18 protein-coding genes, 1 other RNA gene and 2 pseudogenes are annotated in these 20,026 nt (G+C 54.8%); 9 read left to right on the top strand and 12 right to left on the bottom strand.

Annotated elements, in window-relative coordinates:
• The first annotated feature begins 113 nt into the window (after nt 1-113).
• Nucleotides 114-1,328 carry an MFS transporter gene (locus K6K13_RS01515; protein WP_252120389.1) on the top strand — a complete coding sequence of 405 codons (1,215 nt, stop codon included), beginning with the start codon at nt 114-116 and terminating at the stop codon, nt 1,326-1,328.
• 42 nt (nt 1,329-1,370) lie between these two features.
• Here K6K13_RS01515 and K6K13_RS01510 read toward each other — a convergent pair whose 3' ends face one another.
• Both K6K13_RS01510 and K6K13_RS23020 read right to left on the bottom strand, forming a co-directional pair.
• A complete protein-coding gene (locus tag K6K13_RS01510; RefSeq protein WP_252120388.1) occupies nt 1,371-2,180 on the bottom strand; it encodes a LacI family DNA-binding transcriptional regulator in 810 nt (269 codons plus the stop codon).
• A complete protein-coding gene (locus K6K13_RS23020) occupies nt 2,077-2,433 on the bottom strand; it encodes a LacI family DNA-binding transcriptional regulator (RefSeq protein WP_252120387.1) in 357 nt (118 codons plus the stop codon). Before K6K13_RS23020 ends, K6K13_RS01510 begins: the two co-directional genes overlap by 104 nt.
• A 120-nt stretch (nt 2,434-2,553) precedes the next feature.
• Between K6K13_RS23020 and K6K13_RS01505 the strand changes: the two are divergent.
• Nucleotides 2,554-3,084: pseudogene (locus tag K6K13_RS01505) on the top strand (GNAT family N-acetyltransferase).
• A 5-nt stretch (nt 3,085-3,089) separates the two neighbouring features.
• Here the strand turns inward: K6K13_RS01505 and parE are convergent.
• The 5 genes from parE to nudF all read right to left on the bottom strand — a co-directional run bounded on the left by parE (nt 3,090) and on the right by nudF (nt 7,617).
• Nucleotides 3,090-4,985, bottom strand: a complete 1,896-nt coding sequence (gene parE, locus K6K13_RS01500; RefSeq protein ID WP_222159246.1) for a DNA topoisomerase IV subunit B — start codon at nt 4,983-4,985, stop codon at nt 3,090-3,092.
• A gap of 117 nt (nt 4,986-5,102) precedes the next feature.
• Nucleotides 5,103-5,684, bottom strand: a complete 582-nt coding sequence (gene yqiA, locus K6K13_RS01495; protein WP_222159245.1) for an esterase YqiA — start codon at nt 5,682-5,684, stop codon at nt 5,103-5,105.
• Nucleotides 5,684-6,511, bottom strand: a complete 828-nt coding sequence (cpdA, locus tag K6K13_RS01490; RefSeq protein ID WP_222159244.1) for a 3',5'-cyclic-AMP phosphodiesterase — start codon at nt 6,509-6,511, stop codon at nt 5,684-5,686. Before cpdA ends, yqiA begins: the two co-directional genes overlap by 1 nt.
• 16 nt (nt 6,512-6,527) lie before the next feature.
• A complete protein-coding gene (locus K6K13_RS01485) occupies nt 6,528-6,980 on the bottom strand; it encodes a DUF1249 family protein (RefSeq protein ID WP_222159243.1) in 453 nt (150 codons plus the stop codon).
• Nucleotides 6,981-6,984: 4 nt separating this feature from the next.
• Complete coding sequence (nudF, locus tag K6K13_RS01480) at nt 6,985-7,617, bottom strand: ADP-ribose diphosphatase (RefSeq protein WP_222159242.1); 633 nt, start codon at nt 7,615-7,617, stop codon at nt 6,985-6,987.
• Nucleotides 7,618-7,904: 287 nt separating this feature from the next.
• Between nudF and tolC the strand changes: the two genes are divergently transcribed.
• The 4 genes from tolC (at nt 7,905) to K6K13_RS01460 (ending at nt 12,243) form a co-directional block, all read left to right on the top strand.
• Nucleotides 7,905-9,281, top strand: a complete 1,377-nt coding sequence (tolC, locus tag K6K13_RS01475; protein WP_222159241.1) for an outer membrane channel protein TolC — start codon at nt 7,905-7,907, stop codon at nt 9,279-9,281.
• Nucleotides 9,282-9,711: 430 nt separating this feature from the next.
• Nucleotides 9,712-10,380, top strand: coding sequence for a DUF1190 family protein (locus K6K13_RS01470; protein ID WP_222159240.1), 669 nt, complete (start codon nt 9,712-9,714; stop codon nt 10,378-10,380).
• 11 nt (nt 10,381-10,391) lie between these two features.
• Nucleotides 10,392-11,552 (top strand): glutathionylspermidine synthase family protein, encoded by a 1,161-nt coding sequence (locus K6K13_RS01465; protein ID WP_222159239.1) that lies wholly within the window; start codon nt 10,392-10,394, stop codon nt 11,550-11,552.
• A 160-nt stretch (nt 11,553-11,712) separates the two neighbouring features.
• The gene (locus K6K13_RS01460; protein ID WP_222159238.1) at nt 11,713-12,243 is read left to right on the top strand and encodes a tetratricopeptide repeat protein; all 531 of its coding nucleotides are present in this window, start codon (nt 11,713-11,715) and stop codon (nt 12,241-12,243) included.
• A gap of 52 nt (nt 12,244-12,295) precedes the next feature.
• Here K6K13_RS01460 and ygiD read toward each other — a convergent pair whose 3' ends face one another.
• From ygiD to rsmI, 5 genes and pseudogenes are all read right to left on the bottom strand, one after another.
• Nucleotides 12,296-13,081 (bottom strand): 4,5-DOPA-extradiol-dioxygenase, encoded by a 786-nt coding sequence (ygiD, locus tag K6K13_RS01455; protein ID WP_222159237.1) that lies wholly within the window; start codon nt 13,079-13,081, stop codon nt 12,296-12,298.
• Nucleotides 13,082-13,245: 164 nt separating this feature from the next.
• Nucleotides 13,246-14,851, bottom strand: a pseudogene (locus tag K6K13_RS01450) (ABC-F family ATP-binding cassette domain-containing protein).
• Nucleotides 14,852-15,120: 269 nt separating this feature from the next.
• Entirely contained in the window at nt 15,121-15,492 is a 372-nt protein-coding gene (locus K6K13_RS01445; protein ID WP_222159236.1) for a FlxA-like family protein, read from the bottom strand.
• A 179-nt stretch (nt 15,493-15,671) separates the two neighbouring features.
• Nucleotides 15,672-16,050: RNase P RNA component class A (gene rnpB, locus K6K13_RS01440), an RNA gene on the bottom strand.
• A gap of 19 nt (nt 16,051-16,069) precedes the next feature.
• Complete coding sequence (gene rsmI, locus K6K13_RS01435; RefSeq protein WP_222159235.1) at nt 16,070-16,957, bottom strand: 16S rRNA (cytidine(1402)-2'-O)-methyltransferase; 888 nt, start codon at nt 16,955-16,957, stop codon at nt 16,070-16,072.
• A 69-nt stretch (nt 16,958-17,026) separates the two neighbouring features.
• Between rsmI and K6K13_RS01430 the strand changes: the two genes are divergently transcribed.
• The 3 genes from K6K13_RS01430 (at nt 17,027) to diaA (ending at nt 20,024) form a co-directional block, all read left to right on the top strand.
• Nucleotides 17,027-19,003 (top strand): penicillin-binding protein activator, encoded by a 1,977-nt coding sequence (locus tag K6K13_RS01430; RefSeq protein ID WP_222159234.1) that lies wholly within the window; start codon nt 17,027-17,029, stop codon nt 19,001-19,003.
• A complete protein-coding gene (locus K6K13_RS01425; protein ID WP_222160927.1) occupies nt 19,000-19,353 on the top strand; it encodes a YraN family protein in 354 nt (117 codons plus the stop codon). Before K6K13_RS01430 ends, K6K13_RS01425 begins: the two co-directional genes overlap by 4 nt.
• An 80-nt stretch (nt 19,354-19,433) precedes the next feature.
• Nucleotides 19,434-20,024, top strand: a complete 591-nt coding sequence (gene diaA, locus K6K13_RS01420; RefSeq protein WP_195314305.1) for a DnaA initiator-associating protein DiaA — start codon at nt 19,434-19,436, stop codon at nt 20,022-20,024.
• The last annotated feature ends 2 nt before the right edge of the window (nt 20,025-20,026 follow it).

Raw genomic sequence — 20,026 nt, 5'->3', positions numbered from 1 at the left:
AGAATCACTATGGACACTCAAGTTAGCCAAAAAGAAGCTGCTGTCCCTCACGGCGACAGCCAAACCACCGCCAGTGCCCCCCCAAGGGCCGCTATCGCTGGACTATCTGCTCGATGCTAGTGTTCGCCACCACGGTGAACTACATGGACCGCCAACTGCTCGGGTTGCTGGCGCCGATGCTGCAAAAAGATATCGGCTGGACGCAGATGGAGTACAGTTGGCTGGTCAACGCCTTCACCATTGCCTACGGCGCAGGCACCCTGATTTGCGGCCGCGTCATTGACAAATTTGGTACCAAGATCAGCTACGCCGTGGCGATGGTAGTCTGGAGCGCCGCTGCCATGTTGCACGCGGCGGTCGGCACCGTGGTCGGTTTTGCTATTGTGCGCGTCATCCTTGGACTGGGGGAATCGGCCAACTTCCCGGCAGCGATGAAAGTCATCGCCGACTGGCATCCCAAGAAAGAGCGCACGCTGGCGACAGGGATTCTGGGCGTCGCGGTTAACCTTGGCGTGGTAGTCTCTCCCGCCTTGATTCCGTTTATCGCCATCCATTACGGCTGGCACGGGGCGTTTCTGATTCTTGGCGCGGTGGGCTTTGTCTGGCTTATTCCGTGGTTTTTCCTGTTTGGCAAACCGCAAGATAAAGCCTCTGCCGAAGAGCTGGCCTGGATCCGTCAGGACAAAGAAGAGCACGTTAGCGTGGAATCCATCAAATGGACGCATCTGCTGCGCTACCGTCAACTCTGGGCCTTTGCGCTAGGCAAGATGCTGACCGATCCCATCTGGTGGTTCTTCCTGTTCTGGCTGCCCAAATGGCTGAACGAAACCCGCGATATCAATATGGCCGGGTTGGGTGTGCCGTTGATCATGATCTATCTGTTTGCCATTGGCGGTAGTCTGGGCGCAGGCTGGTTACCCGGTAAGCTGATGAATATGGGATTCAGCGCGGCGAAAGCGCGCAAAACCACTATGTTGATTTGCGCCTGCGCGGTGATACCGATTTTTGCCGCGACGCAGGTGGAAAGCCTGTGGCTGGCCGTTGCCCTCGTCGGGTTGGCGGCTGCTGCACACCAAGGCTGGTCAGCAAACCTGCTGACATCGGTGTCCGACCTGTTCCCAAACGCGGCGGTGGGTTCGGTGGTCGGCATCGGCAGCACCTTTGGCATGATCGGCAGCGTGATCTTCTCCACGGTGATCGGTGCCGTACTCGAAGCATCAGGCAATTATTGGGCGCTGTTCGCCATTAGTTCTGTGGCCTATCTGGTCGCCTGGGGTGTGATGTACCTGCTGCTGATCCCCAATATGGAACGAGCGAAATTCAAATAACCGCGTAACACGCGCAGCACCGCATCATGGGGGCATTAGCCCTCATGATGCGTTTAACGCCGCCACAGACTGACGCTCGACCATGGCGCACGCCAGTTCTATACGCCGGGGGATCGTCACATTGCCGACGATGATGTCCTGCAACAACTCCAGCGCAATAACGCCGATTTCCTGCACCGGCAAGTGCACGGTGGTCAGCGGCGGCGATGCAAATTCGGCCTGCGGCAAATCGTTCATCCCCACCACCGAGATATCCCCTGGCACATCCAAACCTAAGCGCTGTAACCCGTTAATCGCCCCTAACGCCAAAGAGTCATTGGCACACAGGATCGCGGTACAGGTACGTTTTTTTTCGCGAAACCACGCTACCACCGCCTGCTCAGCCAGTTCGGGAAGCCAATCGGTCACGCTGATCACCTGCTGTTCAGAGCAGGGCAGCTGAAAATAACGCATCGACTCCTGCCAGCCCTCATGCCGTTGTTCAATGGTTCGTCGGCCGGGATGGATCAAAAACAGGATATCGCGATGCCCGTGCGACACCAGATAGTCAGCCGCCATCCGGGTGGCCGAGCGGTTACACGGCATCACGCTGGAGAGTCGCATCAGCGGATCTTCGCTGTTTACCAGCACCGCAGGTTTTTTCAGGTTTACCACAACGTCTAAAATCGCCGGATCGTCGACGGTGAGTGCCAGCATGCCACCGATATCCTCCTGATTGAGCAGATCGGTCAGCGCCTGCGTGCCCTTGTCAGAAAGTGGATGGGTCACCAGATCCAGCCCCAGCACTTTGGCGCGCTCTTTCAGCCCTTGCAGCACATACCAACTGAATTGATAACGGTGATAATCCAGCATCGCAACCTGAGAGACGGCCAGCACCGATACGGGAGCCCCCCATTTCCACGGCGGGGCTGTAGCGCACCGCCCGCGCCACTTCCAGTATCTGCGCGCGTAGCGCCTGGCTCACCCCTTTTTCACCGCTCAGCGCACGGGACACCGTGCTTAACGACGTACCACAGCGCGCGGCGATATCTTCCAGCCGTACACGGCGCGCACCGCCGTCAAGTTTTTCTGTGCCACCCGAGTCTTTTTCGTGATTGTTTTTCATAATGTTACACAGTCGTCAAGGATTAAGATGCTCACTTACTCTACTGTGAAGCCATGAAGGCTGTCAGCGTCTTTCAGATTGATTTGTTAGTCTTTAGCGTGAATAAGGAGAAAAATCGCTATGATCGAGACGGAAAGATTGATTCTGCGCCAATGGCGCGATGAAGATTACCCCATTTTTGCACAATTGAATGCCGACCCGACGGTAATGCGCTATTTCCCTGCGCTGATGACACGCGAAGAAAGCGATGCGCAGGCCGGCCGTATCAGCAGACATATTGCCAACAAAGGCTGGGGCTTCTGGGCCGTAGAGTTGAAATCAAGCGGCGAATTCATCGGCTTTGTTGGTCTGCATAAACAGCAGGAATAGAGCGGAATTCCTCATGCGCCGCTTATCGAAGCGGGCTGGCGCTTACAAGCGCGGCACTGGGGAAACGGTTATGCCACGGAAGGGGCAAAACGCGCCATTCGCTATGCCTTTGAGGAGCTCGACGCCCCAGAGGTCTACGCCTATACCCCACTGCAACATATGGCTTCACAGCGCGTGATGATAAAGGCAGGCATGACCAATACCGGTGAAGACTTTAGTTATCCCAAAATACCGGCAGGTCATGCGCTGGAGCGGTTCTGTTTATACAAGATTGCGCGCTAGCCGCATCACACCTCAATATCCGCCCGATCGCCCTTCTCTTGCAGCCAGTTGCGGCGATCTTCCGAGCGTTTCTTCGCCAGCAGCATATCCATCATCGCCAGCGTTTCGGTCACATTATCTTCACTGATGGTGAGCTGCACCAGACGGCGTGTATTGGGATCAAGCGTGGTTTCACGCAATTGTAGCGGGTTCATCTCGCCCAGCCCTTTAAAGCGCTGAACGTTAGGTTTGCCCTTCTTGCGCTTCAGTTGCTCAAGTACGCCGGCTTTTTCTTCTTCATCCAGCGCGTAGAACACCTCTTTGCCCAGATCGATACGGTAGAGCGGCGGCATGGCGACATACACATGGCCGCCCGCGACCAACGGGCGGAAATGGCGCACAAATAGCGCACACAGCAGCGTGGCGATGTGCAAACCGTCCGAGTCAGCATCCGCCAGAATACAGATCTTGCCGTAGCGCAACTGGCTAAGATCGTCGCTGTCTGGATCCATACCGATCGCGACAGAGATGTCATGCACTTCCTGTGACGCCAACACTTCATCAGACGAGACTTCCCACGTATTGAGGATCTTGCCCTTGAGCGGCATGATGGCCTGAAACTCACGCTCACGCGCCTGCTTGGCGGAGCCGCCTGCAGAATCCCCTTCCACCAGGAACAGTTCAGTTTTATTCAAATCCTGTGAGGTGCAGTCTGCCAGTTTCCCCGGTAACGCCGGGCCGCTGGTCAATTTTTTACGCACCACTTTTTTGGCCGCGCGCATGCGGCGCTGGGCGCTGGAAATGGCTAATTCGGCCAGCATTTCAGCCGCTTGCACGTTCTGGTTCAGCCACAGGCTAAACGCATCCTTCACCACGCCAGACACAAACGCGGCGCACTGACGCGAAGAAAGGCGCTCTTTGGTCTGCCCGGCAAACTGCGGGTCTTGCATCTTCACCGACAGCACGTAGGCACAGCGTTCCCAGATATCTTCAGCGCTGAGTTTCACGCCGCGCGGCAGAATATTGCGGAATTCGCAAAACTCACGCATGGCATCGAGCAAGCCCTGACGCAGGCCGTTAACGTGCGTTCCGCCTTGTACCGTCGGGATCAGGTTGACGTAACTTTCGGTCAGCAGTTCGCCCCCTTCCGGCAACCATAGCAGCGCCCAATCCACCGCCTCAGTATCGCCAGCAATAGCGCCGATAAACGGTTTTTCCGGTAGCGTCGGCAGGCCGTTAACCGCTTCACACAGGTAGTCGTTCAGACCATCCTGATAGCACCAACGCTGTTCAGTATTGTTGACCTTGTCTTTAAACGTGATTTCCACGCCGGGGCACAGCACCGCCTTGGCTTTCAATAAATGCGTCAGGCGAGAGACAGAAAAACGCGGGCTGTCAAAAAAGCTGGCATCCGGCCAAAAATGCACGCGGGTGCCAGTGTTGCGTCGTCCGCAGGTGCCGCTCACCGTTAGCGCTTGCACCTTCTCACCGTTTTCAAAAGCAATATCATAGACCTGCCCATCGCGGCGCACGGTCACTTCCACGCGTGAAGATAACGCGTTCACCACCGAGATGCCCACGCCGTGCAGACCACCGGAGAACTGGTAGTTCTTGTTGGAGAATTTCCCGCCCGCGTGCAGGCGACACAGAATCAGCTCAACAGCCGGCACCCCTTCTTCCGGGTGGATATCCACCGGCATGCCACGGCCATCGTCAATCACTTCAAGTGACTGATCTTCATGCAGGATCACATCGACACGGCGCGCATGGCCCGCCAGCGCTTCATCGACGCTGTTATCAATCACTTCCTGCCCCAAATGGTTAGGGCGAGTGGTATCGGTGTACATCCCCGGACGGCGGCGCACCGGTTCTAAGCCGCTGAGCACCTCAATGGCGTCAGCGTTATAACTTGATTGACTCATATTCGCGTTAGCCGTTGTTTAAATGTGTAAAACGGAATGGCGCTGAGAGGATACACTGTCCGCGGACGGCGCGTTGTCGTTGCCCGTATCAGTAAGGACAGTGCAGTACAGAACGGATCAATCGTCGCTCAATCCCAGGAAACGCACAATAGGGTCAAAATGGTGTTCAAACCCAACAAAACTGTGGTTCCCGCCCGATTCCACCGTCTGGCGACACGCCGTGTAATACGCCACAGCCTGCCGATAATCCCGCACTTCATCCCCTGTCTGGAGCAAACACCACAGTAAATCCGGCGCCTCGAGTGATTCAATCTGCATCACTTTCAGGTCGTAAATATGCCGAGACTCTAGCACATATTCTTCCCCTGTATAGGGGTTACGATATTCGCCGAGATGTCCCAGCAACAGTTCGAAGGGTTTCACCGCCGGATTGACGACCACGGCGGGCAAGGTAAAGCATTGCGACAGCCAGGTGGCATAATAGCCACCCAGCGATGAGCCCACCAGGCCGATCGGATGCCCTGCGCGCTCCATCACCAATGACTCCAACAGGTCGGCCGCCTCCGCCGGATAAGGCGGCAACTGCGGCACCAGCATCTCTATCTGGGGGTGATGCTGCGCCAGCCAGGCGGCCAGCGCCGTCGCTTTGGCCGATTTCGGCGTGCTATTGAATCCGTGAAGGTAGAGTAGCGTAGGCATTAATAGCCGTCCGAATCCATGTCAGGCAAAAACTCGCTGCCGTTCAGACGGTAGACACGCGTCTGGAGCGAACCGTCCGATAACAGATCCAAATAACGCCAGCCGGGCCCGACATCGTCAATGGTAAAGTTGGTGCAGTGCGGTTTGAACTGCACACAGGTAGAAGGCGTCGCCATCAGTCGGCGTCCGTTCCAGTCAAGATCCAGCTCCTGATGAATATGGCCGCACAGCACATTTTTCACCTGCGAATAACGCGCCAGCACCGCATCCAAATGGTGCGCGTTACGCAGGCTGTGCTGATCGAGCCAGGTACAACCTGAAGCCAGCGGATGGTGATGTAACAGCAACAGCGTATGACGCTCTGGAAAGCGTAGCAGGCTGCGCTCCAACCACTCGAGTTGATATTCACTCAACTCACCGTGCGGCACGCCAAATACCTGGCTGTCTAACAAAATAATCTGCCAGGCATCGCCCAACAGCACGTGCTTGGAAGGCGCAATACCGGCCTGTGCCAGTACATCCACCATCGCAGGCTGGAAATCATGGTTTCCCGGCAGCCACACGCAAGGCGCGGGTAGCTGCGCAATGCCACGCGTGAAGTGATGGTAGGCCTCCTGCGAATGGTCCTGAGCAAGATCTCCCGTTGCCACAATAAGGTCAACATCCTGCCCCTGCGCCTGAATGGCAGACAGCACGGCATGGTAACTACGGTATGTGTTCACGCCGAGCAGTGTCTCGTGCTCGCCAGCAAACAAGTGGGTATCGGTTATTTGTAAAATCCTGATTCTGGCCCCACTCGCCACAGGAACTTTCAGCAGACTTTCCAAAAAATAGTATCCTTGGTTACTGAAATCTGTCTAACAAACTGGAATCGGCATTTAACGGTGCCGATGTAAAACCATACGCCAGGCAGTACCTTAGCCAATCAGCAAGAAACTGATTAATTTGATGCTTTTCATCACGTTGATGTAATTTTTTATTCGGGTAATCATAACGTGCTTTAAAACGGTAGATCTGCTGACTGGCACACACTTCCGCAACCAGCGCGTCGTGGTAAAGCCGCACGCTCAACGTTGGCAGGCTCCAATAGCTGACGGCGGGCGCAATCTGCTGGATTTCAACCAATGAGGTATAACGCGTGGATTCCACTATCGTTAAGCGATAGCTTGCATTATTTACATGATAAACCGCACTTTCTCCGACTTCATCCTTTCGCGGCAATAAACGGCGTAATTGTGCGAAATTCATTTCGCACAGCCGCATCATGGCCGGAAAATCCGGGGTGTAGCGTTTCATCAGCTTACTCCGTCCACGCCAGTCTCAATTGCGTATGGTGCAACGCCAACCATTGCAGCGCAATGACAGATGCTGCGTTATCAATAATTCCACTCTCCACCCAGGCATAGCTCTGTTCGCGGCTGACAACATGCACCCGAATGTCTTCATTCTCTTCAGCCAGACCGTGGATGCCCTGTGCGGCACGGGAATCGACTTCGCCCACCATCACCGCCAGACGCTCACTGGTGCCTCCCGGGCTCGCCAGATAGCCGATAATCGGTTTACAGCGCCCGACGTTAAGACCGGCTTCTTCCTGCGCTTCCCGTCGCGCCACTGCTTCCAGAGACTCACCCGGCTCAATCATGCCCGCCACCAGTTCAAACAGCCACGGGCTCGGGCTGGTGTCATAAGCGGCAATGCGGATCTGTTCAATCAGCACCACCTCGTCCCGTACCGGATCGTAGGGCAGCAACACAACTGCATGACCACGCTCCAAAATTTCCCGGCTGACTTCGCCGCTCATCTCACCGTTAAACAACCGATGACGAAAACGGTAGCGCTCCAGCGAAAAAAAACCCTCGTATAACGACTCCCGTGCAATAATTTCTACATCGTCTTTATGAAAAGTCGCCGGATGGGACACAGACACAGCCATACCTCAACTCCTTGCGAGCAACCGCAGGTACGTGGACGTGTCTCATGTATCAAGATGGACATCATACTTGCGATGCTTTGTGATAAATTGGATTAGTACAACACCTATTTGACCAAACGTTAGGGCCTGAGAGCAAATTAAACCCCCTAATGGGGTCGGTCAGGGGGAAGATGGCACGTTCAGCCAACTTATCCTATTGGCACATTCTGATAGAATCTGCCGGATTCGTTTTTTGACAGCGCTATCTCCGCTACATCGTTGCCTTAGCTGCACAACAAGGAATGCACATGAAGAAATTGCTCCCTCTTCTTATTGGTCTGAGCCTGAGCGGCTTTAGCGCCGTGGGTCACGCGGAAAATCTGTTACAGGTCTATCAACAAGCAAAAACCACCAACCCGGATTTGCGCAGCTCGGCTGCCACCCGTGATGCGGCTTTCGAGAAAATCAACGAGGCGCGCAGCCCCCTGTTGCCACAACTCGGACTCGGTGCTGACTACGGTTACACCAAAGGTTTTCGCGATAGCAATGGCGTTAACAGCAACGTTACCAGCGGTGCTTTGCAGTTGACCCAGACCCTGTTTGATATGTCGAAATGGCGCGCCCTGACGCTGCAAGAAAAGCAGGCAGGCATTCAAGACGTGACCTACCAGACGGCACAACAGTCGTTGATCCTGGATACGGCCACCGCTTATTTCAACGTGCTGCGCGCCATTGATGCGCTCTCCTACGTTAACGCCCAGAAACAGGCCATTTATCGCCAGCTCGATCAAACCACCCAGCGCTTTAATGTCGGCTTGGTGGCTATCACTGACGTACAGAACGCCCGCGCCCAATACGACAGCGTATTGGCCAATGAAGTCTCTGCACGCAACACGCTGGATAACGCGCTGGAAAATCTGCGTCAGGTCAGCGGCAACTTCTATCCGCAACTGGCGGGGCTGAACATCACCCGTTTCTCCACCGAGAAACCGGGGGCGATCGCTACCTTACTGAAAGATGCGGAAAGCCATAACCTGAGCCTGCTGTCCGCCCGCTTGAGTCAGGATCTGGCGCGTGAGCAGATTCGCTCAGCGGAAACCGGCCATATGCCAACGTTAGATCTGACGGCGTCCTCCGGCGTCAGCAACACGCGTAACACCGGTTCCAATAATACCTCGAGAGATCTTGATGCCGGCCAAAACAAAATTGGCCTGTCATTAACCGTGCCGCTCTACAGCGGTGGTGCCACCAGTTCACGCGTGAAACAGGCGCAACACAGCTTCGTCAGTTCCAGCGAGCTACTGGAAAGCGCACACCGTTCCGTGGTGCAGACCGTGCGTTCCTCGTTTAATAATATTTCTGCCTCGATCAGCAGCATCAACGCTTACAAGCAGGCCGAAGTGTCAGCGCAAAGCTCTCTGGATGCGATGGAAGCAGGCTATCAGGTCGGTACACGTACCATTGTCGACGTGTTGGATGCCACCACCACGTTGTTTAACGCCAAGCAACAGCTGTCTAACGCGCGTTACGACTACCTGATCAACCAGTTGAACATCAAGTCAGCGTTGGGCACCTTGAATGAAAACGACTTGCAGGCGCTGAACGGCGCGTTAGGCCAGGACGTTTCCACGTCACCGGTCTTTACTGACAACAGTGCGCCGGAGCCGAAAGCACCGCGCAGCTAATGACGTCGTCCCCGTCAGGCAGTTAATGACCTTAAGGAGATACCCCGTGTATCTCCTTTTTGTTTGGCGCTGATTTATTCCAAGCCGTCCAGGCACGCAATAAAATGTATAGCAACGTAAAGAGCAGGCGTTCTGACAGGCGTAGTGCTTTAAATTCAGCCAGCCATCCCCTATGCTAATGCACACTTGCTATACCCTAAATAATTCGAGTTGCAGGAAGGCGGCAAGGGAGAGACAAATTTGTCTGGAACAAATTTGAACAGCGCTTGCGCTGACCCGTAGGGTGAACCTCAGGGATGAGGTTCATCAATCCCGGTGAGCTTACTTAGGTAAGTGATTCGGGTGAACGAGAGCAGCCAACGCACCTGCAACTTGAAGTATGACGGGTATATACCTTTGGCATTGACGCCTTGCCCTCTGGGATAACCATATGAAACGTACAGAAAACATACAGAAGGACGCTTTCCGAAAAGGGTGGCGCACTTATCGTCTGGCACAGGTCGCACTGGCGATCAGCGCCGCGTTTATTCTGGCCGGTTGCGAGCAGACTGACGAAACCGTGTCGATGTATCAAAATGCGGATGACTGCTCAGCAGCGAACCCGTCCATGAGCGCGCAATGCACCACGGCGTACAACAACGCGCTGAAAGAAGCCGAAAAAACTGCACCGAAATATGCCAGCAAAGAAGACTGCGTAGCAGAATTTGGCGAAGCACAATGTACGCCAGTCCCTGCGCAGGCAGGCACCGCCGCTCAGCCAACACAGACCAGCAGTTCCTGGATGCCGCTGATGGCCGGTTACATGATGGGCCGCATGATGGGCGGTGGCGCAGGTTTTGCCCAGCAGCCGCTGTTCTCTTCCCGCTCTCCGGCAAGCCCGGCGAACGGCCAGTTCGTTGACGCCAGTGGTAAAAGCTACGGGGCTGCCACTTCCGGTCGTAGCGTCACGGTTCCCAAAACCGCGCTGGCTCCTAAGCCTGCCACCACTAACACCATCACCCGCGGTGGTTTTGGCGAAAGTGTCGCCAAGCAGACCACGATGCAACGTAGCAGCGCCAGCACCGGTTCCAGCTCCTCTTCTCGCAGTATGGGTGGCTAAGGGACATAAGCATGAAGCGCGTTGATATTGCCGAACGCCCGGATTGGCGTGAAAAGGCGACAGAGTTTGGTTTCAACTTTCACACCATGTACGGCGAGCCCTACTGGTGTGAAAATGCTTACTATCAGTTCACGTTGGCGCAGATTGAAGAGTTGGAAGCAGCAACCGCCGAACTGCACCAGATGTGTTTGCAAGTGGTCGAAAAGGTGGTCAGCAGCGATGCGTTGCTCACCAAATTCTGCATCCCCAAGCATACCTGGGAATTTGTCAGAAGCTGCTGGCGCAGCCAGCAGCCCTCGCTCTACTCGCGCCTCGATCTGGCCTATGACGGAAAAGGCCCGGCCAAGCTGTTGGAAAACAATGCCGATACGCCGACATCGCTGTATGAAGCGGCCTTTTTTCAATGGTTGTGGCTGGAAGATCAGAAAGAGGCGGGTAAGCTGCCGCAGAATGCCGATCAGTACAACAGCATTCAGGAAGCGCTGATCGCCCGGTTTGAAGAACTGCGCCTCAATCATGGCTTCGGTCTGCTGCATATGGCGTGCTGTCAGGACACCGAAGAAGATCGCGGCACGGTGCAATACCTTCAGGATTGCGCGTTGGAAGCGGGTCTGCCCACAGAATTTCTCTTTATGGAAGAGATTGGGCTGGGTGAAAAAGGCCAGTTCACCGATATGCAAAATCAGGTGATCGGCAACCTGTTCAAGCTCTACCCGTGGGAATTCATGCTGCGCGAAATATTTTCCACCAAGTTGGAAGATGCGGGCGTGCGTTGGTTAGAACCGGCCTGGAAAAGCATTATCTCCAACAAAGCGCTGCTGCCGATGCTGTGGGAAATGTTCCCCAACCACCCCAACCTGCTGCCCGCCTATTTTGCCGATGACGATCATCCGCCACTCGACAGTTACGTGGTCAAACAGCTGTTCTCACGTGAAGGTGCCAATATTCAGATCGTGAAAAATGGCCAGCAGATCGCCTCTGTTGACGGCCCTTACGGCGAAGAAGGCAAGATCGTTCAGCAATATCACCCGCTGCCAACCTTTGGCGACAGTCATACGGTGATCGGCAGTTGGTTGGTCAACGATCAGCCGTGCGGCATTGGTCTGCGCGAAGATCGCGAACTAATCACTCAGGATCTGTCACGCTTTTACCCGCATATCATTCTGGACTGATTCTCGTTGCCAGCAAAAGCCACTGAACCCAGTGGCTTTTTTCTTAGCATTACTGTTCTAATACCATGATGTAATTGAGTTAATTCCTGAAAATATTAAAGAACAGACTCTGTTAGCCGATATTTAACAACGTTATTTACCTCATGGAAAAAGGACTTTTATGAAAAAGCGACTTCTGTCTGCGTTGCTGCTTTGCGCCGTCAGCACCCTGTTTACCGCCCATGCCGCTGGCACCGCCTCTCTGCCTCCCGATGTTAAAGCCATCTACGATGAAGATACCGATCTGGTAAAACGTGCAGAACAGGGCGATCTGGAAGCACAGAACCGCCTGGCGTACAACCTGACCACCAGCGGTTCAGACAGCGCCTGGAAAGAAGGGTTTGTGTGGCTAAAACGTGCAGCGGATGGTGGACATGTGCCCTCACAGTTTGCGGTAGGCAAAACCTACTTTACCTCGAAAAGAATTCCACACGATCCACAACAGGGACAGACGTACCTGACCAAAGCGGCTGATGCTAATTTACCTATCGCGCAAATGGCGCTGGCCAGCCTGCTCGCCGATGGCACCGTGTTGAAGAAGGATGCTAAAGCCGCAGCGTTTTGGGCAAACCGTCTGCTGAACAACGCCAAAGCGTCCGAAGGCCACAAAAAAACAGCGCAGGATATTTTAGCTTCACTTAAAAACGGCTGATGCCACCATGAATAAAACAAGCCCGTGCAATGCACGGGCTTGATATTCAACCTTAACCGCCTACTTGTACCGAGAGCATACTCAACGCTCCCATCACAATGCCATCGACGGGCACCGTGATGGACTCTTTGCCATCCCAACTGCCCAGCACATAGAGCAGCGGTAAAAAGTGGTCAGGCGTCGGGTTCGACAACGCCGCCCCTTTATGTTGCATAAAGTCCACCAGCGGGTGGTTATCTCCCTGATAGTTCAGGTTGTCTTTGACAAACTGATTGAAGGAAACCGCCCAGTCATAAGGCGTGGCATCGCCATCCCATTTCACCATGCGCAGGTTATGCACCACGTTGCCGCTGGCGACAATCATATAGCCTTCATCACGCAGCGCTGCCAGTTTGGTCCCCAACTGGTAGTGATACTCTGCCGATTGCGTACCGTCCACGCTCAGTTGCACCACAGGAATATCCGCATCCGGGTACATTTTAATCAACACGCCCCAAGAGCCGTGGTCAAACCCCCATTGCTCGTGGTCAGCAATCACCGGCAGCGGTGCCAGAGCCTGTTGAATGCGCTCTGCCAATTCAGGCGATCCCGGTTCCGGATACTGCGTATCAAACAGCGCCTGCGGGAAGCCGCCGAAATCGTGGATGGTGCGCGGTTTCTCCATCGCTGTCACCGCCGTACCACGGGTATACCAGTGTGCCGAGACCGCGATAGTGCCTTTCGGGCGCGGCAGGGTTTCACCTAACTGGCGCCATGCACGCGTATAGTCATTTTCTTCCAACACGTTCATCGGGCTACCATGGCCGAGAAACAGTGCGGGCATCCGGGAAGTGTTCATAGAAGTATCCTTAGTGAGCCATATTGATGTGCCAGTGCACTCGATAGGATTACTCTACGCCCTTTTTCACCGGGAGAAAGTCATCGGCGTGTGATGAAGAACATCAATAAATTTGAATCATCACGTTGAATGCCCACCACCTTCAAGCCAGCACGTCGCTCCCTTTATTCATAATGCCACCCCGTTTCCCGCCATTCGAGGCTGTGCGTAAGCCTCAAACCAGAAAGAAAAGCGTCATCGTGTGATACCACAATCATTGCCCCCGGAAACGTAGATAACGCAGCCTCAATCGCCTGCGTTGACGTCAGATCGAGATGGTTGGTGGGTTCATCCAGCAACAGTAATTGGGCGGCATCGCGACGCCAAAGCACGCAAGCCAGAGCCGCCTTCAGACGCTCCCCGCCGCTCAATGCCGCCAGAGGCAGAGCAACTTTATTCGCATCCAGTTGCAGTTGCGCCAGCCGGGTACGCAATACGCTTTCTTCCAGCGGCGTATCATCGGCATTGAGATGCGCCAGTACCGACAATGAGAGATCCAACCGCGACAAATGCTGGTCGAGATAAGCGGTGGTGACTGAAACACGACAGTCACCAGACACTGGCGTTTCGTCACCCATCATCACCTTGAGCAGGGTCGATTTGCCACAGCCATTTGGCCCACGCAGCGCTACCCGCATCGGGCCATCTATCCTCCAGTTGAAAGGAACCTTCACGATGTGAGGCAAAACCAGATCATCCATGACTAACACCGGTTTATTGGGGGCTACCTGGCAGCGTAAATAATATCGGACTATCTTCCTCGACCTTTCCCCGCATCTCACAGACAGCAGCATTAAGCACATCATTTTGCTCACGGTGCTGTTTACGCAGCGTGCCTAAACGCGCTTTTGCCGCCGCTTTGTATTGCACCCGCTCAAACGACGCGATATTCAGTGAATCAACGGTACGTAAGGTCTGTGCCGAGCGTCGCTGGCTGGCATCATGCGCTTTTTGCAAACGCATTCGGGTGCGCCGACGCTCGGTAGTGGCATGTTCCAATGCCGCCTGAGCAGCCTGCTGCTCGGCCTGACGCTGCCGCTGATACTCATCATAATTGCCACCATAGTTGCGCAACCCCGTCGGGGTCAGTTCCAAAATGCGCGGCATCATCACCAGGAGTTCACGATCGTGCGTTGCCACCAATGCGCCGCCGCGTCGCTGGGAAAGCTTGTCGTAAAACCACACTCTCGCCTGTCGATCGAGGTGATTCGTCGGCTCATCAAGCAGTAAATAGTCAGCATCAGCCATAAATGCCGCGCACAGCAGTGCCCGCACGCGTTCTCCGCCGCTCAGTTCAGCAGCACGTTTATCAGGAACAAATTCCGGCAAGCGGGCTTCGGCAAACGCCGCCGCCAAGCGTTCTTGTAGATCCCATGCCCCCTCCAGAAGTTCGAGATCTTCCAACTGATAGTCGCCTGACTCGACGCGCTGACGCGCGGCAAAAATGGCCTGGTAACCCAGCAAATCAGCCAGCGTTGTCGTTGATAAAATTTTATGCTGATGAGCAACATAAGCCAGAGAGCCCGCGCGTTCAACATGACCGAAAGCGGGAACCTCGAGCCCTGCCAGCAAACGCAGCAGAGACGTTTTTCCGCAGCCGTTACGCCCGACCAGGCCACACAATGAGGGATCAAGAGAAAGATTAAGCGGACCGAAAAGCGTCAAGCCGGTCGCAAATTGACAGGTAACCTGATGCAAAAGAAAAGCAGGGGATTGCGCACAATGAGCCATAAGCACTCCTGAATGAAATCAATAGCCATCCCCGATAACGCATTCGCGTTAGCAAGGATCCGAATTCATCAGTCGTGTTTGTTCATTTTCCGTGTGTGCTCCAGTGAGACGAGAAGTTCGTCGCAGTAAAGGTTAACGGACGGCAGGATCTGACTCAAGATTAATTTTTGTCTTGTTGAGAAACGAGATATACAAAGGCCAGGTATCATTCTTTAGCGGGGAGCTTTTGCTTAAGTCCCACAATATGCTCAGTGCTGAAAGCGCAAAACCTACGCGTAAATATTAATCTGGTGACCGCGCCTGCGCGTTCCCTCTTGCGATAAATCAGCCTTAGGCGTTGTTGTCGCAGCAGAAGCCGTGCTGCTCTTCTCAGCGTCTTGCCTTTGTAGTCGAGAAATTTCTGCGTAAAGTGCCTGAATTTGCTGTTGAATGAGTTGTATTTGTTTTCTCAACGCATTGCGTTCTTCATCAGATTCTGTCCCAGCCGCTTTTCCGGTTAATTCTTTCAGCGCTTTAACCAGTTTAACGATCTGTTTGTGCAATTTTTGAATCTTCTGCTCTACCGAATTTCCACTTGAAGGAACCTGGGTAGCAAGCGTTTTTAGCATGCCTGAAGTCATGCTGCCTGGGCTTACGCGCATTGTACCTCCATTCACAAATAGGGATTAGTCGTCGATAGCGGCCTGCCGTCGGTAAACGGGTTAATATTAGCGTGCATTTTGCACAGCAAATACCAGGAAAGGCTCCGGCCAGGCATGCCAGGTTGCTGCAATGAGGGGGGTTAACATGCAAAAACCCCGCCGAAGCGGGGTTTTTTAAGAGGTGAAGTCGACCGATAAGCCGGGTTCTGTCGTGGACAGTCATTCATCTAGGCCAGCACTCACGCACTGGCTCAAGCAGCCTACCCGGGTTCAGTACGGGCCGTACCATGTGAACCCCTATTTGGCCTTGCTCCGGGTGGAGTTTACCGTGCCGCGAACGGTTACCCGCCGCGCGGTGCGCTCTTACCGCACCCTTTCACCCTTACCTGATCCCGCTTGCGCGGGCCATCGGCGGTTTGCTCTCTGTTGCACTGGTCGTAGGTTTTACCCTCCCAGGCGTTACCTGGCACCCTGCCCTATGGAGCCCGGACTTTCCTCCCCTCCACGCGTATCCCCCGAAAGGGACAACCATGAAGCGGCGACTGTCTGGTCAACTTCGGCGCGAATGATAGGCGAATTAGTCCTGGTTGTCATCCTCTGCGTCGTCATCCGCCTCATTTTGCGCCAACGCATAGCGATACAACGCATTCTTTTTCACGCCGTGGATTTCCGCTGCCAGCGCTGCCGCCTTTTTCAGCGGCAATTCAGCGCGCAGCAGTTCCAGGGTACGCAGCGCTTCCGCTGAAAGCGCACTCTCATCCGGTTGGAAGCCGTCTACGATCAGTACCATCTCACCTTTGCGGCGATTTTCGTCTTCTTTCACCCAGGCCAGCAGTTCACCCACCGGGGCACCTTGAATCGACTCCCAGGTTTTGGTCAATTCGCGCGCCAACACTACATAACGCGATTCCCCCAGCACCGTTGCCATATCGGTCAGGCTGTCAATCAAGCGGTGAGTGGATTCGTAGAAAATCAGCGTGCGCGTCTCTTCAGACAGTTGCAGTAAACGATCCTGACGCGCTTTGGTTTTCGCGGGCAAAAACCCTTCGTAACAAAAACGATCCGAGGCGATGCCGGCAGCCGACAACGCCGTGATCGCCGCGCACGGACCCGGTAATGGCACCACGCGTACGCCCGCTTCACGACAGCGGCGCACCAGATGGTAACCGGGATCGTTAATCAGCGGCGTCCCCGCATCGGAGACCAGCGCAATGGATTGTCCTTGCTGAAGCTTAGCCAGCAGATGATCGGCCTTTTGCTGCTCGTTGTGATCGTGCAGTGCAAATAAGCGCGCACTAATGGCAAAATGTTGCAATAACAGGCCGGTATGACGCGTATCCTCCGCGGCAACCACATCCACCCCACGCAGTACGCTTAGCGCACGTTCCGTAATATCGCCCAGATTGCCAATGGGCGTTGGCACAATGTAAAGCGTGGATGCAGAAATGTCTTCATTGTTGTTCATGATTCATTGTTTCATCCGGGTTGCCGATTTAATATTGAGCATCTTTATAAAAAAACCACTGGATACAGTATGCTTCCCAATCATTTCGTCCGTTCGCAAACAGGGCGTATCGCGTCTGTGTTATTCGCGGCGCTGCTTCTTGCGGGATGTCCAGGCCAGGCGCCACAGCCGCCTTCACCTGATGTTCAAGGTCAGGCCGGAGCCTCCTCTTACTACTACCTGCAACAAATGGAGCAAAGCCGAGATAATAACAAGGCTGGCTGGCAATTACTTGCGATTCGTGCCCTTGTTCAGGAAGGAAAGCTCCCCCAGGCAACCGAGCAGTTCAACGCACTGCCTGCACAGTTGGCACAACCGCAGCAGCGTGAGCAGCAACTGCTGAAAGCGGAAATTGCCGCCGCTAACAACGACAGCAACGGCACTGCCGCCGCACTGCAGGGGCTCGACGTCAGCGCACTCTCCGCCGATCAACAGGCGCGTTACTATCAGGCGCAAATCAACGCACATCAAGGCCAGCCCTCTGCTGACCTGCTGCGTGCCTATATCGCCCAAGAGCCGCAGCTTAAAGGCGATGAGCATCAAAAAAATATCGATCAGACCTGGGTTGCCCTGACACAGATGTCTGCGCAGGCAGCCAGTGCCGTGCTGATCAACGCCAATGAGAACGTGCTGGCTGGATGGATGGATCTGCTCACCACTTACCAGAACAACCGCGAGTCGAGCGATCAGTTAAAAGCCGCGCTAAGCGACTGGCAGACGCGCTATCCGCGCCACCCAGCGGCACAAACGCTGCCGACACCGCTGGCATCGGGCCAGACCGCCTTACCGGTCGCCGGTGGTGGCGTCGGCGGTGGCGTCGCCCTGCTGCTGCCGCTCAACGGTCAGGCACAGGTGTTCGCCAACGCCATCCAACTAGGCTTTAATGCGGCGAAAAGCGGCCAGGCCAGCATGGCCTACAGCGCGCCTGTCGATACAGCCTCCGCACCAACAGACAACGGGGCGGTAACCTCAATCAGTGCCCCGTATACTACGCCTGCCAGCGTGTCACCGGCGCCTGAAGCCGCCAGCGGTGTGTCAGTGAAAGTCTACGATACCACGTCGCAGCCCGTAGCAAATCTGGTCGCACAGGCACAGCGTGACGGTGCGTCGATCATCGTTGGGCCTTTGCTGAAAAATGACGTTGAGCAACTCACCAGCCAGCAAACTACAGTGAACATTCTGGCGCTTAATCAGCCCGAGCATGTGCAAAATACCCCCAATATGTGCTTTTTCGCTCTGTCACCGGAGGATGAAGCGCGCGACGCGGCGCAATTTATTCATCGCCAAGGCAAACAACAGCCGTTGCTGCTGGTGCCGCGCGGCGCGTTGGGCGATCGCGTAATTAACGCCTTTGCCCAAGCCTGGCAAAGCCAGGGCGGCAATACACTGCTGCAACAACGCTTTGGTAATACCGCAGAGCTGAAACAGGCAATCAACAGCGGCGCAGGATTGAGCTTGAACGGTCAACCGGTCAATGTGATGTCCTCGGCGGCACAGCCGGGCACAACCATTGGCGGGTTAACCATCCCGACACAGATTGAGCCCACCGTCAGCACCAGCGGCAGCGGCAATGTCGACGCAGTTTATATTCTGGCGACGCCGGATGAATTGGCGCTGATTAAACCGATGATCGATATGCGTACCACCTCGCAGTCACGCCCGGCGTTGTATGCCAGCTCGCGTAGTTTCCAGGCAGGGCTGGGGCCAGACTTCCGTCTTGAAATGGAAGGCCTTCAGTTCAGTGAGATTCCCTTGCTGGCAGGCAGCAACCCGGCGTTGATGCAACAAGTAGCGAGCCAGTTCAAGAATGACTACTCACTGGTACGCCTCTATGCCATGGGGATGGATGCCTGGGCGTTGGCGAACCACTTTACCGATTTACGTCAGTCGTCCAGCCAGCAAATTACTGGCGCAACGGGCACGTTAACGGCCAGCGCAGATTGCGTAATCAATCGCCAATTAACCTGGCTGCAATATCGCCAAGGCCAGTTGGTGCCCGTTCCCTGAATCAGCGAGCGACAGGCACACACTATGAGCAGCACGCCCGGCGCTATCTGGAACAGCAGGCCGGGCTGACGTTCGTTGCCGCCAACGTACATTATCGCGGCGGTGAGCTGGATTTGATTATGCGGGATGAACACACCTGGGTCTTTGTCGAGGTACGTTACCGCAAAAACGCGCAATTTGGTTCGGCAGCAGAGAGTGTGACGCCCCGCAAGCAACAGCGGTTATTGCATGCCGCTGCGCTGTGGCTGGCGCAGCGACAGCAGAGTTTTGACACGACAAGCTGCCGATTCGATATACTGGCGATTACCGGCGAACACTATGATTGGTTGCCAAACGCCTTTGGCGCGTAAACACCGCATCTGGACGGTGTCGTTGTCAGAGAAAAGATCGCATTGCTCAATGGATCGCTTGGAAAATAGGTTAATGCACCGTGCTGGATAGAATAAAAGTCTGTTTCACCGAAAGTATTCAAACACAAATCGCCGCAGCGGAAGCCCTACCCGATGCGATCGCCAGAGCAGCCACTGCACTGGTGCACTCATTACTCAACGGTAACAAAATCCTGTGCTGTGGCAATGGGACTTCCGCCGCTAACGCACAGCATTTTGCCGCCAGCATGATCAACCGATTCGAAGCGGAACGCCCCAGTTTACCGGCGATTGCACTAAATGCGGATAATGTGGTCTTAACCGCGATAGCCAACGATCGTCTGCATGAAGAAGTGTACGCAAAACAGGTGCGTGCATTGGGGCAAGCGGGCGATATTTTGCTGGCGATCTCCACTCGAGGCAACAGCCGAGATATTGTGAAAGCCGTGGAAGCCGCGGTGACACGTGATATGACGATTGTCGCACTGACCGGTTACGATGGCGGGGAACTGGCCGGTCTGCTTGGCCCGCAAGATGTTGAAATCCGTATACCTTCACATCGCAGTGCGCGTGTGCAGGAGATGCACATGCTGACCGTTAATTGCCTGTGCGATTTGATTGATAATTCCCTTTTCCCACACCAGAACGATTAAGG

The sequence above is a fragment of the Symbiopectobacterium purcellii genome (assembly GCF_019797845.1).
Taxonomy (GTDB): Bacteria; Pseudomonadota; Gammaproteobacteria; order Enterobacterales; family Enterobacteriaceae; genus Symbiopectobacterium; species Symbiopectobacterium purcellii.
This window is presented reverse-complemented; position numbering and strand designations above follow the sequence as displayed.

Bases quoted from the DNA above. Each gene is read 5' to 3' on its own strand.
- K6K13_RS01515 (WP_252120389.1), top strand. From the start codon at position 114: ATGCTAGTGTTCGCCACCACGGTGAACTACATGGACCGCCAACTGCTC.
- K6K13_RS01510 (WP_252120388.1), bottom strand. From the start codon at position 2,180: ATGCTGGATTATCACCGTTATCAATTCAGTTGGTATGTGCTGCAAGGG.
- K6K13_RS23020 (WP_252120387.1), bottom strand. From the start codon at position 2,433: ATGAAAAACAATCACGAAAAAGACTCGGGTGGCACAGAAAAACTTGAC.
- parE (WP_222159246.1), bottom strand. From the start codon at position 4,985: ATGAGTCAATCAAGTTATAACGCTGACGCCATTGAGGTGCTCAGCGGC.
- yqiA (WP_222159245.1), bottom strand. From the start codon at position 5,684: ATGCCTACGCTACTCTACCTTCACGGATTCAATAGCACGCCGAAATCG.
- K6K13_RS01485 (WP_222159243.1), bottom strand. From the start codon at position 6,980: ATGAAACGCTACACCCCGGATTTTCCGGCCATGATGCGGCTGTGCGAA.
- nudF (WP_222159242.1), bottom strand. From the start codon at position 7,617: ATGGCTGTGTCTGTGTCCCATCCGGCGACTTTTCATAAAGACGATGTA.
- tolC (WP_222159241.1), top strand. From the start codon at position 7,905: ATGAAGAAATTGCTCCCTCTTCTTATTGGTCTGAGCCTGAGCGGCTTT.
- K6K13_RS01470 (WP_222159240.1), top strand. From the start codon at position 9,712: ATGAAACGTACAGAAAACATACAGAAGGACGCTTTCCGAAAAGGGTGG.
- K6K13_RS01465 (WP_222159239.1), top strand. From the start codon at position 10,392: ATGAAGCGCGTTGATATTGCCGAACGCCCGGATTGGCGTGAAAAGGCG.
- K6K13_RS01460 (WP_222159238.1), top strand. From the start codon at position 11,713: ATGAAAAAGCGACTTCTGTCTGCGTTGCTGCTTTGCGCCGTCAGCACC.
- ygiD (WP_222159237.1), bottom strand. From the start codon at position 13,081: ATGAACACTTCCCGGATGCCCGCACTGTTTCTCGGCCATGGTAGCCCG.
- K6K13_RS01445 (WP_222159236.1), bottom strand. From the start codon at position 15,492: ATGCGCGTAAGCCCAGGCAGCATGACTTCAGGCATGCTAAAAACGCTT.
- rsmI (WP_222159235.1), bottom strand. From the start codon at position 16,957: ATGAACAACAATGAAGACATTTCTGCATCCACGCTTTACATTGTGCCA.
- K6K13_RS01430 (WP_222159234.1), top strand. From the start codon at position 17,027: ATGCTTCCCAATCATTTCGTCCGTTCGCAAACAGGGCGTATCGCGTCT.